This is a genomic window from Nocardia sp. NPDC003979 (genome assembly GCF_053605015.1).
Genome location: NZ_JBSGIJ010000007.1, coordinates 68,311 through 82,140, shown reverse-complemented (window position 1 = coordinate 82,140; position 13,830 = coordinate 68,311). Strand labels below are relative to the sequence as shown.

Sequence of the window (13,830 nt, the reverse complement as noted above, 5' to 3'; positions counted from 1 at the left end):
ACGGTCAGCGGAAACGCAGGTCGGCGGTGGCCAGACCGAAGATCTTGCGACCGGCCGACTTGGCGACGACCGCGATCACCGCGGTGCGGGTGACCGGATCCAGGGACTTCACTCGGCCGGTGTACTCGACCTGCCCGCCCTCGCGGCCGACGATCGTGTAGTTCGACAGGCGGACACCGTAGCGGGTCACCGCGCCCGGATCGCCCGACCAGGCGGACAGGAAGCCCGCACCGAGGCCCATGGTCACCATGCCGTGGGCGATGATGTCGGGCAGTCCCGCCAGCTGGGCGATGCGCTCGTCCCAGTGGATCGGGTTGCTGTCGCCGGACACACCGGCGTAGTTCACCAGATCGCCACGCGACAGGCGCGCGTCGCGCAGCGGCAGTTCGTCGCCGACGCTGAGGTCCTCGAAGGCGAGCGTGGTGCTCGGCACCCGGGCGGCCCCGGCGGCGGACAGGTGGATGTCGCCCTCGGGGCGGCGCGGGGTCTCGACGTCGGACGCGGCGGCGTCCTTGTCCTGGCTGAAGACCTTCACCCCGTGCACCATCACGTTCTCCACCGCACGAGTGATCTCGGGGTCCACCCCGTCGTCACCGGTGATGCCGACGACCGTGGTGTGCATGATGTGCACGGTCTCGCCGGATTCGTCGGCGAAGGTGTTGGTGACGGTGATGAGGTCCTTGCCCGCGATGCGGCGCACCGAGGACAGCTCCACATCCACGGTCAGGCGGTCACCGGCGACGATCGGCTTGTGCTGCTCGAAGACCTGCTCGGTCTGCACGAACATGTCGTAGCCGACGACCACCGATTCGAACAGGTGCCGGTTGGCCGCCATCGCGGGAATGGAGACGAACGTCAACGGGGCGACCAGACCCTGGTACCCGAGCGCGGCGGCCGCCTCGTCCTCCCAGTGCGCGGGATGGAAATCCTGCACCGCGCGGGCGTATTCGCGCACCTTCTCACGGCCGACCTCGTAGACGTCGTCCACCCGGTAGTAGTGCCCTACCTTCGACGCGATATCGGGGGCTTCGGCCACGGAAGTCACTATGGATCACCTTCGTTCGGGGGACGGACTCCCGGCAGGGTAGCCGACGAGCCCGTCCACCGGGCGCACCATGGCACAGTTCACAATCACGCGAGCTGTGCGATGGGCTCGATCAGAACGAGGGGACGTCGCTCGTGGAGGCGTTGCCGCCGATCGAGGGCTGCAGGGTGATCTCCCACTCGGTGTCGGCGTCGAACACGTCGTCGAACTTCGAGAACTCCTGATCCCGGGTGAAGCCGAGTGCGGCCTGGTCCCAGTCGGTTCCGTACTTCATGTAGACGTAGTAGGAGCCGGCGATTCCGCTCAGCGTGGCGTTGGAGTTGCCCTGCACGTAGATCGTCGCCTGCGGCGACTTCGGGTCGCTGCTGGTGACCACGATCGCGCAGTCGGAGGAATTGCCGTTGACGATCTTCAGCTCGCCCGACCCGTTGAGGCCGTTCTGCTGGACGACGGCGCCGTTGTCGGCCCTGCGGTTCTGCAGCGGGGCGGCGACGGTGCTCGAGGTCGAGGTGGACCCCTTACCGGTCGGTGCGGACTTCGTGTCGTCCAGGCAGGCGCTCGTGGCGAGCGCGGTCGCAATGGCGATCACGGCGAACAGGCGGCGGTGAAGCATTCTTCCCCCGTACTCAGGACCGGAATTCGATACCGGTGTCGGCGCACAGTATTGCGCGAAATGCCGGAATTGTCAGATCGCCTGTCAGCGTTGCCGGTTCGCTCCTGGGCATATGCGAGCAGGTCCTTACGTCCTCTAACGTTGCGGGGTGCTAGGACATTCACACGCGACCAGTGGGGCGCTGGCCTGGGCGGGGACCGCCGCGGCGCTGCCGCTCACCGTCGCCGCCTTCCCCCTGTTCGACAGCGAGACAACACGATTCGGCGTCGCCGAGCTGATCATGGGAACCTTCCTCACCGCGGGCGCGGCCCTGCTGCCGGACGCGGATCACCCGAGCGGGACCATCTCGCACGTGCTCGGGCCGGTGTCACATCACCTGTGCCGCTTCATCTCCTGGGTGTCGGGCGGGCACCGGCACGGCACGCATTCGCTGTTGTTCGTCGCGGGCGCGGTGGGCGCCACCTGGGCCGGTGAGCACTGGCTCGGCAGGCCGTTCACCTTGAGCCTGGTGTTCTTCCTGCTCGCGCTGGCGGTGCGGTCGTTGCACCTGTGTCCGCCGGGCAAGAGTGTGCGCACGTACGGCACGGTGATCGTGCTGGCCAGCGCGGGCACCTTCGCGGTCGACCACTGGATCGTCGACCGGCCCGCCTGGTTGCCGGTCTGCGTCGGCCTCGGCTGCCTCGCGCACCTGCTCGGCGACTGCCTCACCGAGCGCGGCTGCCGGCTGCTGTGGCCGTTTCCGCTGCGCACCCGGGTGCCACTGATCGACCGCACCGGCAACCGGGTGGAGACCTGGGTCATCTCACCGCTGTTCGTGCTCGGCACGATGGGCGCGCTCTGGTACGCGATCACCCAGCAGGGCTGACCGCGCAAGGACGGCGGAACCCCTCACCCCGCCGTCCTTGCCCGTTCTTTCCCTCGGTGTTCCAGTGAGGTTTATATATTTAGATGCGCATATCGCGCTGATCTAATGCCTTGTGCTGGAGCACGGAACCCGACCGGTGAGTCCGGTCAGATCTCCCGAAGCATCCCCGAATCCGCCGCGTTTCAGTGCACAGTTGTACTCTCAAAAGCGTGACCGAGCAACTCTCCCAGTCCCAGGCCGAAGTCCAGGCCCTCGCCCGCCTGGCGGGCGACGAGTTCGTCGGTGCGGTCGACGGGATCGCGGCCATCCACCGCGCCATCAGCGATCGGGTGTTCACCGCCGTGCGCGCGGGTGTCGGGTCGGCCGCGGATCCGGTGAAGGTCGTGCACGACGCCATCACCGAGAGCGTGTACGCGGTCGTCGGCGGCACCGGCTACGTCGTCGGGGAGATGGCGAGCGCGGTGCAGATGCCCGGCCTGCCCGCGCCCTCGCGCACCGTCTGGGGCGCGGGCTTCCTCGCGGCCGTCCAGGGACTGATCGGTGACGCGCTCGAGGACGACGCACCGATCCTGGCCTCCCCCATGACCATTCGTGTCGACGGAGCCCCGGTCCCGGCCGAACAGCTGGCCGCGCACGTTCCCGTGCCGACCACGAAGCTCGTCGTCCTGCTGCACGGGCTGGTCGAGACCGAACACGCCTGGCGCCTGGGCGGCAGGCCGACCTACGGCGAACGCCTCGAAGACGACCTCGGTTACACCCCGGTCTTCGTGCGGTACAACACCGGCCTGCACATCTCCGAGAACGCCGCGCAACTCGACGCCCTGCTGACCCGGCTGGTCGAGCAGTGGCCGCTCCCGGTCCACGAGATCTGCCTGATCGGGCACTCCATGGGCGGGCTCGTCGCGCGCAGCGCCTGCCACCGGGCCGAGCAGAGCGACGCCGTCTGGGCGCGTTCGGTGCGACAGGTGGTGTGCCTCGGCTCGCCGCATCTGGGCGCCCCGCTCGAACAGTTCGTGCACTACGCCGCCGCGGTGCTCGACCGACTGCCCGAGACCCGCCCGCTGAGCACCCTGCTGCGCAGGCGAAGTGCGGGTATCCGCGATCTGCGCCAGGGCTCCCTCGTCGACGAGGACTGGCGCGACCGGGACGTCGACGCGCTGCGGGCCGAGGCGGTGCGGGAGGTACCGCTGCTGGCCGGTGCCGACCACTACTTCGTCACCGCCACCGTCACCCACAGTCCGAAGCATCCGCTCGGGATGGTGGTCGGTGACGGGATGGTGTTGCGTGGCAGCGGTTCCGGGGTCGGGCGCAGCAGGCGCATCGGTTTCGACAGCGGCAACGGGTTGCACGTACCGGGCGCCAACCATTTCAGCCTGCTCAATCACGACGCCGTCTACACCGCACTGCACGGATGGTTGTCGGGGACGCCCCACCATCCGGTCCAGCTCGATACGCTGGGGTCATGACTCTCGACCACGGCGATCCCGGCGACGCACCGGCCATTCCGCTGCCCACCGCTCCCCTGGCCAACGACGCGCGACCGTCCGCCGCCGAGGAGGCCAGAACGATTGCGGCCGCGTCCAATACGGGCACGCTGGCCAGCCTGACCGCCGACGGCGCGCCGTGGGCGTCGTTCATCACCTACGGGCTGCTCGACGGCGCTCCCGTGCTGAGCGTGTCGCACCTGGCCGAGCACGGACGCAATCTGGCCGCCGATCCGCGCGCCAGCATCGCGATCGTGACGCCGGACATGCCCGCCGATCCCCTGGCGGGCACGCGCATCACCCTGGCCGGTGTGGTGGAGCGGCCGACCGGTGCCGAGGCCGAGGCGGCCCGCGCCGCGCACCTGGCCGCGGTGCCCGCGGCCAAGTACTACATCGACTACAGCGATTTCACGCTGTGGGTGCTGCGGGTGGAACGAGTGCGCTGGGTCGGCGGCTACGGCCGGATGGAGTCCGCGACCGCCGCGCAATACCTGGCCGCACGACCGGACCCGATCATGCCGCAGGCGGCACCCGGCATCGCCCACCTCAACGCCGATCACGCCGACGCCCTGCTCGCCATGGCCGCCCAGCTCGGCGGGTTCCCCGATGCCACGGCCGCGAGCTGCGAACGGGCCGACCGCTATGGTCTCGAACTGCGGGTCGAGACACCGCGCGGAGTGGCCCGCACCCGTGTCGGCTATGCCGAACCGCTCACCGAGATCGGTCAGTTGCGAGCCGCGACAGTGGAGTTGACGCGCCGGGCGCGGGCGATGGCCGGTCAGGTCTCGTAACCGGTCAGTTCCAGAGCACGGCGACCAGCACGTTGACGATGGCGAGTCCGCCCGCGGCATCGGTCATCCAGCCGACCTGCTTGCCGCGCTTGGCATCGGCCCGGCCGACTTCGGCGAATCCGGCCACCGCGATCGAGATGACGAGTTTCACGGCCAGTTTCGTCGTGTCGGGTTCCTTGTCCAGCGATTCGACGCCGGAGGCGAGGCCGGCGAGGATCACGCCGGTGAGGAGCTGGGCGCGGGCGCCCCACACCATCAGTTCCGAGACCACCGGGCGCGATGCGACATAGCCACCGACCACCGCGGCCATGCCGAGCAGGTGGGTGACGACCACCAGGTCGTAAACGAATTCCATGACTGCCGAGGGTAGTTCACACGACAATGGCCGGCACCCGATGGCGCCGGCCATTGTGGGCGAATGTAGCTAGCGGGTGGCCTGGTCGAGCAGGTGCGCGTCCTTGCGCATCCCGAACGCCGTGACGACCTCCATGATGCCGATGACGATCAGGAAGATACCGACGACGAGAACCAGCGTGGCGATGGAGCTGATCGGCCAGACGATCAGGATCACACCGGCGATCGCGCTCAGCACGCCGTAGAAGATCTGCCAGCCGCGGCCCGGGATGCTCGGTTCCGAGATCGCCGCGAAAAGCACGGTGATGCCGCGGAACAACCAGCCGATGCCGATCCACAAGCCGAGCAACACGATCGAGGTGAGGTCGTCGCGGAAGCAGAACACACCGATGATCAGCGACAGCACACCGCTGATGAACGAGAGCACCCGCAGGCTCGTACTCGGCAGATGAGTGAATGCGGCGGCCAGCTGGAAAATACCGCTGGCAACCATATAAATACCGAAAAGCACGCCCGCGACGAGCAATGACGGACCGGGCCATACGAGCACGATGATGCCGAGGACCACCGCGAGAAGACCGGTGACCAGAATTGTTTGCCAGGTTTTCTTGGCAAGCGCGGTAAATGGGCTCTCCAACACGGTATTTGTCGTCATGACGAGATGTTATGCCCACCAGCTCTCATTCCCTGGAAAGTTGCTGAAGCTGTGATCGTGTCGCGGCACACAACCCGACGCCGAACGGGCGCGACGCGGCGCGCGGTGACGAGCGACACCTCATTGCCACTGCGAACGTTTGGCGCGTTCCGGGTCCGGGTAGGTGATGGGAGTGTCGGTTGTACTCGTGCTGCAAGCTCGTGGACTCGGTGATCTGCTCGCCGCGGTCCCGGCTCTGCGTGCCCTGCGCCGGGCCGAACCAGGCAGCCGGATCGTGCTGGCCGCGCCCCATCGCCTCGAACAGATCGTCGACCTGATCTCCTCGGTCGACGAACTCGTCGCCACCGCCGATCCGGCGGCCCTGATCTGGGACGGTCCCGCGCCCGAGCTGGCGGTGAATCTGCACGGCCCCGACGGTGCGAGCGCGCGAGCGCTGGCCGATACCGGCGCCAAGCGGATCATCGGGCACCGGACGCCGGGCCTGCCCCGGCTCACCGGGCCGCGCTGGGATCCCGAGGCCCATGTGGCGGATCGGTGGTGTCAGTTGCTCGAGAGCGAGGGCATCACCGCCGACCGGCGCAATCTGGGCCTGGTACCGCCGGTGGCCTCGATCAGCCGACGTGACTGCGTGGTCGTGCACGTCGGCGCCGGTGCTCCCGCGCGCCGCTGGCCGCCGGAACGGTTCGCCGCGGTGGTGCGGCACCTGATGGTGCTGGGCCGCGACGTGGTGCTCACCGGCGACCCGTTCGAACGAGACATCGCCGTGCAGGTGGCCGCGCAGGCCGGGCTGCCCGACGACCGGGTGCTCGCGGGCAGGCAGAACCTCACCGATCTCGCGGCGACGGTGGCCGGGGCCGCGCTCGTGATCTGCGGCGACACCGGCGTCGCCCACCTGGCCACCGCCTTCGGCACCCGCACGGTACTGCTGTTCGGGCCAACCCCGCCGCGTCGTGGCGGCCCACCGGCCCACCTGCTCGGCAGGCACGCGGTGCTGTGGGCCGGGCAGGTCGGCGACCCGGACGCCCGCACCCCCGACCCCGGCCTGCTGCGAATCGGGGTGCCGGAGGTGATCGCCGCTGTCGACGCACAGCTGGACAAGCAGGACTGGGCGGAGTCGAGCCGCTCGCGTTATCGCCGGGTCGGCTGACCAGGAGGCGCAGCCGCGAGGGATTGACCCGCGGCGCGCAATGCGGCGGCATGTGCGGCCAGGGCGCTCGGCCAGAATCGTTCGAGGTAGTCGCGGGCGTCGTTGAGTCCGCGCGGGTCCAGCGAGTACAGGTGCCGGTTGCCGTCGCGGCGCATGGTCACCAGGTGCGCCTCGCGCAGGATGCGCAGGTGTTGGGAGGCGGCCGAACTGGTGATGCCGGTGGCCTCGGCCAGCTCGGCGACCGAGCGCGGACCCTGGGGTAGCGACTCGAAGATCGCGCGCCGAGTCGGGTCGGATAACGCGGTGATTGCCCGAACTCCGTTAGCGTCCACTGAATCAGTGTGCGTGGATAACGCCTGGTCGGCAATGATCTTGAGGTCACGGTATTTCCCCCGGTCGTCCTCCGGAATTCGCGCAATCGAAGCGCAATTGTTATAGATCAACCGGCGTTTTGCCTACTCGTGACGGCAGCCACAGGATTCGCCGCGCCCGTTACGAATTAGCTACCTTCGAGACATGTTCGTGACCAACCCGTTATCCGCCCGAATCTCCGACGCCTTCGCCGGTCGTCTGGGAGGCGTTGTCGCGGGTGCGGTGGCCCTGTCCGCACTCGTGGGAACGTCCGCCGCTGCCTTCAGCGGCCCCGAGACCCCTACCACCACCGCCGTCGCGGCGTCTTCGGCAGACGCCCTCGGCGTTTCGCAGGCCCGCTTCACCTCCGCCACCGCGCCCGAGGTGCAGGCCGAGACCCCCGCCGCCGCACCGGTGGCCTGGGAAGAGCACCGCGAGGCCATCCAGGCCGCGCTGCCGCCGCTGCCCGCTCCGCTGCCCTTCATCGCGCCGCCCCCGCCGCCGCGCCCGCAGACCGTTCGACCGGTCAACGGCCGCCTGACCTCCTACTACGGCCCCCGCTGGGGTGCCGCGCACAACGGCATCGACTTCGGTGACCCGATCGGTGCGCCGGTCTTCGCCGTCACCGACGGTACCGTCATCGAGACCGGTCCGGCTTCCGGGTTCGGCCTGTGGGTCCGCGTCCAGCAGGACGACGGCACCATCGGCGTGTTCGGTCACGTCAACGAGATCCTGGTCCAGCCGGGCCAGCACGTGAACGCCGGCGACGTCATCGCCACCGTCGGTAACCGTGGCCAGTCCACCGGCCCCCACCTGCACTACGAGGTGCACGTGCCGGACGGCTCGCTCTACGGCGCCCCGATCGACCCGCACCCGTGGCTCGCCGCGCGCGGTATCGACGTCGGCGTTCCGCAGGACTGATCCTCACCACCCACTGATCGCCGCCCGACCGGCGATCAGGAAATCCCGAAGCCGCGCGACCGCGAGCGTCGACCCATGGTCTCCCGAGACCAGGCCGATCTCGCGGTCGCGTTCGCCATCGATGCGCACCACGGCCAGGTCGGGGTGCGGTGTCTCGGCGGGTGGGAGCAGCGCCACGCCGAGCCCCAGCGCGACGAGCGCCCGCAGCGTCTCGAACTCGGTGATCTCGAACAGCACGCGCGGGGTGAAACCCGCTGCGGCGCACCAGGAATCGAGCAGTGCTCGCAGCTGATAGCTCGGCGGGTTGGCGATGAACGCCGCATCGGCGAGCTCGATCAGCGCCACCCGCGAGCGCCCCGCCAGCGGGTGGGTTCGGGCCACGTGCAGATCGATGCGCTGGCGCCCGAGGACGACCGTCGGCAGGTCGTCCGGCGGCGGGATCATCACCGCCAGATCGAGCCTGCCTTCGCGAACCTGCTCGGCCAGCGCCTCACCGTGGGCCTGCACCAGGTGCAGGCGGATGCCGGGCGCGCGGGTATGGAACTGGGCGAGCAACGCCGGGACGCTGATCGGTCCGAGGGTGAGCGGGAATCCGAATCGAACGAGACCGGTCTCCGGGTCGGCGTCGGCCCGCACGCGGCGCACGGCGTCGTCGAGCGCGCGCAGCACGCCGTGCGTTCGTTCGTGCAGGTCGCGACCCTGAGGCGTGAGCGTCACGCCGCGCCCCGACGGCTGGAACAGCGACACCTCGAGGTGCTGTTCGAGTGACTTGATCCGGCGGCTCAGTGAGGACTGGGGTACCCCGAGACGCTGCGCCGCGCGGGTGAAGTTTCCCTCCTCGGCGGCCGCGTCGAAGGCCGCGAGCAGGGGCGCGACGGCCTGCGCGCCGTATTCATCCATATCCGGATCATATGCCCGGCGATTCCGTGTTGGACGGATCGGTAGTGGCGGCCCGACGATAGCGGGACACGGCTATCGGGAGGTTCGACATGGATGCCAGGACACACGAATCCGGTTGCGGGGACGACATTCTCGACGCGGTGCTGATCGGTGGCGGCATCATGTCGGCCACCCTCGGCGCGCTGCTGAGCACCCTCGCTCCGGACTGGTCGATCGCGCTGTTCGAGCGACTCGGGGAACCGGCGGGCGAGAGTTCCGGTGCGTGGAACAACGCGGGCACCGGGCACTCGGGGCTGTGCGAGCTCAACTACATGCCCGACCCGGACGACGCGAGTACGGCCGCGCGGATCGCCGAGCAGTTCGCCCTGTCCCGGCGGTTCTGGTCGGCGCTGGCCGCACGCGGCGCGTTCCCCGCCCCGGACCCTGCCCACCCGGCGGCCGAGCGCGGTCCCCTCGGGGCCTTCCTGACCTCGACACCGCACGTGACGGTGGTCTTCGGCGACCGCGATATCGCTTACCTGCGGCGCCGCTGGACCACCCTGCGTGAGCTGCCGGCCTTCGCCGAGATGGAGTACACCGAGGATCGCGCGGTGATCGGTGCGTGGGCGCCGCTGCTGATGCGCGGACGGGCCGATGACGAACCGATGGCGGCGACGCGGCACACCGGCGGCACCGATATCGACTTCGGCGCCCTCACCAGGGCGTTGCTGGCGACGATGACCGAGGCGGGCAATCCAGTGCGGCTGCACCGCGAGATCACCGGCTTGCGGCGCGGCGCCGATGGGCTGTGGACCGTGCGCGGGCGCGATCTGGATTCCGGGCGGACGTTCCTGGTTCGCACCCGGTTCGTGTTCGTCGGCGCGGGCGGCTACGCGCTGCGGCTGCTGCAGCGGGCCCGGCTACCCGAGGTGCGCGGGTACGCGGTGCTGCCGATGGGCGCACAGTTCCTGCGGACCCGCGAGCCCGAAGTGGTGGCCGAGCATGCCGCGAAGGTGTACAGCCAGGCCTCGCTCGGCGCACCGCCGATGTCGGTGCCGCATCTGGATCGACGGGAGGTCGACGGGTCGGCCGCGTTGATGTTCGGCCCGTACGCCACTTTCAGCACCCGGCTGCTGCGCCACGGGTCGCTCACCGACCTGTTCACCACCGTGCGCCCGCACAACGTGGTGCCACTGTTGTCCGCGTGCTTGCGGAATCTGCACCTCGGGCGCTATCTGCTCGGTCAGCTCCTGGCTTCGCGTCGGGACAAGTTCGCCGAGCTGCGGCGGTTCTATCCCACCGCCGACGCCGCCGATTGGGAGCTGATCCAGGCCGGTCAGCGCGCGCAGCTGGTGAAACCCGACGGGCGCTTCGGCGGGGAACTCCAGTTCGGTACCGAACTCGTCACCGGGGCCGACGGCACCATCGCCGGTCTGCTCGGCGCCTCCCCCGGCGCCTCCATCGCCCCCGACATCATGCGCGATCTGCTCGATCGCTGCTTTCCCGCACGACGCCACGAGTGGGCGCCGTTGCTCGCCGAGCTCCTGCCGGAGGCCCCGGAAACGAATTCGGCGGGGATTCCGTTGGCTACTGTGCTCTCCCTTGTCGCCCAACAGATTTCGCTGGACGATGCCTCCAACGACAGCTGACACTCCGGCGACCGCGCGCCCCGGAATGATCACCGCGCGAAGGCTCGCTCAGGGGTGAGGCACACACCGAGTTCTAGGGGTGGTCCCACAGATGAGCCAGGGGTGAGGTCGGCATAGTACGGCGGTAGGGGTACCCGGACCGTTCCGCAGCGGGAGGTGCTGGGGCGCACGGCATTTCTACCGTCGGGACATGGCGACGATCGACCTCACCCAGACCCTTTCCCGCTTCCGGTCGCAGACCGGGCCGAGGAGCGAGCAGGCACCCTGGCACGGCCCGCTGTTGGTCAATTCGGCCCTGATGTCCGCGCTGGTGGTGGTGTCGATGATCGGCATGGTCGTCGACGACCGGTTGCTGCTCGGTGAATCGGTGTGGCTCAAACCGGCGAAGTTCGGTTTCGCGTTCGCCGTCTACGGCCTGACGCTGGCCTGGATACTGCGGTTGCCGCATCGGGGGCGGCGGGCCACCTGGTGGCTCGGCACCGTCTTCGCGGTCACCGGGGTGCTCGACGTCGGGTTCATCGCCGTGCAGGCGGCGCGCGGGACCTTCAGCCATTTCAATACCGCCGCCGACCCGGTCAATCAGATCGGTCAGCAGGTCTTCGCCTCCGGTGTACCCGGCCTGTTTCTGGCGAATCTCGTTCTGGTGGTGATCATCTCGTGGCAGAAGCTCACCGATCGTCCGACCGCGATCGCCTTGAAGGCCGGATTGTGGCTGGCGGTGGCAGGCATGATGCTCGGGTATCTGATGGGCTTCACCGGCGCGCAGCTGGTGCGTCAGGCCGACGGCACCGTGATCGGGTTGATGGCCGGGCACACAGTCGCGCCGGGCTCCCCCGCCGACGCCGCCCGGGACGGGCTCGGCGCGATGCCGATCACCCACTGGAGTACCACCGGTGGCGATCTGCGGATCCCGCATTTCGTCGGACTGCACGGCATCCAGGTGCTGCTGGTCCTGGCCGTCGCGCTGACCGCGCTCGCCGCCCGCTATCGGTGGCTGCGCGCCGAGCGCACTCGTGCCGCACTGATCGGCGTCGCCGCCATGGGGTACGCCGGACTGCTCACCCTCGTGTTCTGGCAGGCACTGCGCGGTCAGCCGCTGACCGGTCCGGATCCGGCAACGGTCGGCGCGATGCTCGGGCTGATCGGATTCGTCGCCGCCGGTGTCACCGCGATCTACCTGCGCTCCCGCGAGACACCGGCCGACCCGGCCTAGCCACTGTCAGCGCAGGCGTTCGGCTTCCTTGGTCAGCTGCACGAGCGTCGCACTCAACTGCGCCAGCTCGGCCTGATCCGCGCCCTCGGCCACGGCAGTGGCCACGTCCTCGGCCGCGCACCGCGCCGCGAACCACCGGTCGGCCAGATCGGCGGCCTCCTGGGCGGTGAGCACCACCGCGTCCTCGGGAATCCCCGTCCCCTTGAGACTCGTGCGGTGTTCGTAGGCACGTTGCCGACACGACTGACGGCAATAGCGGCGACGCCGACCCGATTCGGAATCGACGATCTCCCGCCCGCACCATGAGCAGGACAGCAGGCGACTGCGCGACATGCTGCGAAACCCTAGCGGCCCGACGACCGATCCGGCGGTTCAGGTCTCGCTGAGCGGGCACTCACCCAGTGGGTCCGACGGCCACGCTGGCCGTAGCGACTACAATGGAACAGTTCAGTCTTCCCGCGCGTTGAACGGTAGTACCACGTACCGGTTGTCGGCCGCCTCGATCTGGACTGACCAGAGGGTGCGGGGAACAGGCCGACAACCACGCGGCGCCAGCCGCCAAAGACACAGGAGCACACATGGCAGATCGCGTACTCCGGGGCAGTCGGCTCGGAGCGGTGAGCTACGAGACCGATCGCGACCATGACCTGGCCCCGCGCCGGATCGCCCGCTACCGCACCGACAACGGTGAGGAATTCGACGTCCCGTTCGCCGACGACGCGGAGATCCCGCCCACCTGGTTGTGCCGTAACGGCCAGGAGGGGCAGCTCATGGAGGGCACCTCGGTCGAAACCAAGAAGGTGAAGCCGCCGCGCACCCACTGGGACATGCTGCTGGAGCGTCGCAGCAAGGAGGAGCTCGAGGAGCTGCTCAAGGAGCGCCTCGACCTGCTCAAGTCCCGCCGCCGCGGTTAGCACAGGCGACAACGGCGAAGGCCGCCTCCCCTCGGGGAAGGCGGCCTTCGCCGTTTCATCTCGTCAGTGACTGGCCACTTTTCGGTACTGCAGCAACGCAGCGGGCATGGCGACGGCCAGGATGACCAGCGAACAGATCACCGCGTAGAGGATGCAGTTGTCGGCGGCCCAGCCGGTGGCCGGGGCGAACGACGGCGGTGCGGAGTTGTCGAACAATTTGCGCCCAGCGGCCGAGACGGCGGTGATCGGATTCCATTCGGCGATGGTGCGCAGCGGACCGGGCAGGGTTTCGGCGGAGATGAACGCCGAGGAGATGAACGACAGCGGGAACATCCAGATCAGGCCCGCGCTCTGCGCCACCTCGACGGTCGGCGAGATGAGCCCGGTCAACGCGCCGACCCAGGACATGGCGAAGGCGAACAGCAGGATGATCGCGAAGGCGAGCGCGGCGTCGGCGATGCTGCCGTTGATCCGCCAGCCGACGATGTACCCGCAGATCACCATCACCCCGAGGCTCGCGACATTGACCACCAGGTCGGACAGTGTGCGGCCCATCAGCACCGCGAGCCGCGACATCGGCAGCGTTCGCATCCGGTCGATGATCCCCTTCTGCAGGTCACCGGCCAGCCCGACCGTGGTGAACGCGGCATTGAACGCCACGGTCTGGGTGAAGATGCCCGCGAGCAGGAACTCGCGGTACTGGTCGCCGCCGAGGGACGCGCCGAAGATGTAGGCGAAGAGGAACACGAACATCAGCGGCTGGATGGTCGCGGTCACCAGCAGCGTCGGCACCCGCAGGATGGTGAGCAGGTTGCGGTAGGCCACGATCGCGCTGTCGCGCAGGAATCGGGCACGCGGCGGGGTCTGGTCGGCGGCAGCGGGCCGCGAGCTGCCCGGGGTGATGGGCATTTCGCGGGTGTCGTTGTCCACCTCGACGTCGGGGGCCACG

The 13,830-nt window shown here is 69.0% G+C and carries 16 protein-coding genes; 8 read left to right on the top strand and 8 right to left on the bottom strand.

The window, feature by feature from the left end; genetic code table 11:
• Positions 1-4 precede the first annotated feature (4 nt).
• Together ACWEVR_RS17070 and ACWEVR_RS17065 are read right to left on the bottom strand one after the other, a co-directional pair.
• Complete coding sequence (locus ACWEVR_RS17070) at positions 5-1,045, bottom strand: fused (3R)-hydroxyacyl-ACP dehydratase subunits HadA/HadB (protein WP_067635484.1); 1,041 nt, start codon at positions 1,043-1,045, stop codon at positions 5-7.
• A gap of 112 nt (positions 1,046-1,157) precedes the next feature.
• Positions 1,158-1,658, bottom strand: a complete 501-nt coding sequence (locus tag ACWEVR_RS17065) for a hypothetical protein (protein ID WP_357144970.1) — start codon at positions 1,656-1,658, stop codon at positions 1,158-1,160.
• A gap of 148 nt (positions 1,659-1,806) precedes the next feature.
• Here ACWEVR_RS17065 and ACWEVR_RS17060 point away from each other — a divergent pair, with 148 nt between their 5' ends.
• From ACWEVR_RS17060 to ACWEVR_RS17050, 3 genes are all read left to right on the top strand, one after another.
• A complete protein-coding gene (locus ACWEVR_RS17060; RefSeq protein ID WP_452467690.1) occupies positions 1,807-2,523 on the top strand; it encodes a metal-dependent hydrolase in 717 nt (238 codons plus the stop codon).
• A 209-nt stretch (positions 2,524-2,732) separates the two neighbouring features.
• A complete protein-coding gene (locus ACWEVR_RS17055; RefSeq protein ID WP_452467689.1) occupies positions 2,733-3,989 on the top strand; it encodes a lipase family alpha/beta hydrolase in 1,257 nt (418 codons plus the stop codon).
• Positions 3,986-4,798: a HugZ family pyridoxamine 5'-phosphate oxidase gene (locus tag ACWEVR_RS17050; protein WP_452467688.1), complete on the top strand. Its 813-nt coding sequence runs from the start codon at positions 3,986-3,988 to the stop codon at positions 4,796-4,798. The genes ACWEVR_RS17055 and ACWEVR_RS17050 overlap by 4 nt, the downstream gene beginning before the upstream one ends.
• Before the next feature lie 4 nt (positions 4,799-4,802).
• Here the strand turns inward: ACWEVR_RS17050 and ACWEVR_RS17045 are convergent, their stop codons facing one another.
• Complete coding sequence (locus ACWEVR_RS17045; RefSeq protein WP_452467687.1) at positions 4,803-5,153, bottom strand: hypothetical protein; 351 nt, start codon at positions 5,151-5,153, stop codon at positions 4,803-4,805.
• Between the two features lie 69 nt (positions 5,154-5,222).
• Entirely contained in the window at positions 5,223-5,807 is a 585-nt protein-coding gene (locus tag ACWEVR_RS17040) for an HdeD family acid-resistance protein (RefSeq protein WP_452467686.1), read from the bottom strand.
• 172 nt (positions 5,808-5,979) lie between these two features.
• Between ACWEVR_RS17040 and ACWEVR_RS17035 the strand changes: the two genes are divergently transcribed.
• Positions 5,980-6,954 carry a glycosyltransferase family 9 protein gene (locus ACWEVR_RS17035; RefSeq protein WP_208115296.1) on the top strand — a complete coding sequence of 325 codons (975 nt, stop codon included), beginning with the start codon at positions 5,980-5,982 and terminating at the stop codon, positions 6,952-6,954.
• Here the strand turns inward: ACWEVR_RS17035 and ACWEVR_RS17030 are convergent.
• Positions 6,936-7,286: an ArsR/SmtB family transcription factor gene (locus tag ACWEVR_RS17030; protein WP_452467685.1), complete on the bottom strand. Its 351-nt coding sequence runs from the start codon at positions 7,284-7,286 to the stop codon at positions 6,936-6,938. The two genes, ACWEVR_RS17035 and ACWEVR_RS17030, sit on opposite strands and share 19 nt — an antisense overlap.
• Positions 7,287-7,470: 184 nt before the next feature.
• Here ACWEVR_RS17030 and ACWEVR_RS17025 point away from each other — a divergent pair, with 184 nt between their 5' ends.
• Positions 7,471-8,226, top strand: a complete 756-nt coding sequence (locus tag ACWEVR_RS17025; protein WP_084456271.1) for a M23 family metallopeptidase — start codon at positions 7,471-7,473, stop codon at positions 8,224-8,226.
• 3 nt (positions 8,227-8,229) lie between these two features.
• On the opposite strand, the gene ACWEVR_RS17020 is transcribed toward ACWEVR_RS17025, so the two are convergent.
• The gene (locus ACWEVR_RS17020; protein WP_452467684.1) at positions 8,230-9,126 is read right to left on the bottom strand and encodes a LysR family transcriptional regulator; all 897 of its coding nucleotides are present in this window, start codon (positions 9,124-9,126) and stop codon (positions 8,230-8,232) included.
• A gap of 89 nt (positions 9,127-9,215) precedes the next feature.
• On the opposite strand from ACWEVR_RS17020, the gene mqo reads away from it, so the two are divergent.
• Both mqo and ACWEVR_RS17010 read left to right on the top strand, forming a co-directional pair.
• Positions 9,216-10,754: a malate dehydrogenase (quinone) gene (gene mqo, locus ACWEVR_RS17015; RefSeq protein WP_452467683.1), complete on the top strand. Its 1,539-nt coding sequence runs from the start codon at positions 9,216-9,218 to the stop codon at positions 10,752-10,754.
• Positions 10,755-10,944: 190 nt separating this feature from the next.
• Positions 10,945-11,967: a hypothetical protein gene (locus ACWEVR_RS17010; protein WP_452467682.1), complete on the top strand. Its 1,023-nt coding sequence runs from the start codon at positions 10,945-10,947 to the stop codon at positions 11,965-11,967.
• A 6-nt stretch (positions 11,968-11,973) separates the two neighbouring features.
• On the opposite strand, the gene ACWEVR_RS17005 is transcribed toward ACWEVR_RS17010, so the two are convergent.
• Complete coding sequence (locus tag ACWEVR_RS17005; RefSeq protein ID WP_067492213.1) at positions 11,974-12,300, bottom strand: hypothetical protein; 327 nt, start codon at positions 12,298-12,300, stop codon at positions 11,974-11,976.
• Positions 12,301-12,545: 245 nt separating this feature from the next.
• Here ACWEVR_RS17005 and ACWEVR_RS17000 point away from each other — a divergent pair, with 245 nt between their 5' ends.
• A complete protein-coding gene (locus tag ACWEVR_RS17000) occupies positions 12,546-12,881 on the top strand; it encodes an RNA polymerase-binding protein RbpA (RefSeq protein WP_067492212.1) in 336 nt (111 codons plus the stop codon).
• A gap of 63 nt (positions 12,882-12,944) precedes the next feature.
• On the opposite strand, the gene ACWEVR_RS16995 is transcribed toward ACWEVR_RS17000, so the two are convergent.
• Positions 12,945-13,790, bottom strand: a complete 846-nt coding sequence (locus tag ACWEVR_RS16995; protein WP_247606747.1) for an ABC transporter permease — start codon at positions 13,788-13,790, stop codon at positions 12,945-12,947.
• Between the last annotated feature and the right edge of the window lie 40 nt (positions 13,791-13,830).

What these genes read in the sequence shown, in the direction of transcription:
- ACWEVR_RS17065 (WP_357144970.1), bottom strand. Translation starts at nt 1,658, where the DNA reads ATGCTTCACCGCCGCCTGTTCGCCGTGATCGCCATTGCGACCGCGCTC.
- ACWEVR_RS17050 (WP_452467688.1), top strand. Translation starts at nt 3,986, where the DNA reads ATGACTCTCGACCACGGCGATCCCGGCGACGCACCGGCCATTCCGCTG.
- ACWEVR_RS17045 (WP_452467687.1), bottom strand. Translation starts at nt 5,153, where the DNA reads ATGGAATTCGTTTACGACCTGGTGGTCGTCACCCACCTGCTCGGCATG.
- ACWEVR_RS17040 (WP_452467686.1), bottom strand. Translation starts at nt 5,807, where the DNA reads ATGACGACAAATACCGTGTTGGAGAGCCCATTTACCGCGCTTGCCAAG.
- ACWEVR_RS17025 (WP_084456271.1), top strand. Translation starts at nt 7,471, where the DNA reads ATGTTCGTGACCAACCCGTTATCCGCCCGAATCTCCGACGCCTTCGCC.
- ACWEVR_RS17020 (WP_452467684.1), bottom strand. Translation starts at nt 9,126, where the DNA reads ATGGATGAATACGGCGCGCAGGCCGTCGCGCCCCTGCTCGCGGCCTTC.
- mqo (WP_452467683.1), top strand. Translation starts at nt 9,216, where the DNA reads ATGGATGCCAGGACACACGAATCCGGTTGCGGGGACGACATTCTCGAC.
- ACWEVR_RS17010 (WP_452467682.1), top strand. Translation starts at nt 10,945, where the DNA reads ATGGCGACGATCGACCTCACCCAGACCCTTTCCCGCTTCCGGTCGCAG.
- ACWEVR_RS17005 (WP_067492213.1), bottom strand. Translation starts at nt 12,300, where the DNA reads ATGTCGCGCAGTCGCCTGCTGTCCTGCTCATGGTGCGGGCGGGAGATC.
- ACWEVR_RS17000 (WP_067492212.1), top strand. Translation starts at nt 12,546, where the DNA reads ATGGCAGATCGCGTACTCCGGGGCAGTCGGCTCGGAGCGGTGAGCTAC.
- ACWEVR_RS16995 (WP_247606747.1), bottom strand. Translation starts at nt 13,790, where the DNA reads ATGCCCATCACCCCGGGCAGCTCGCGGCCCGCTGCCGCCGACCAGACC.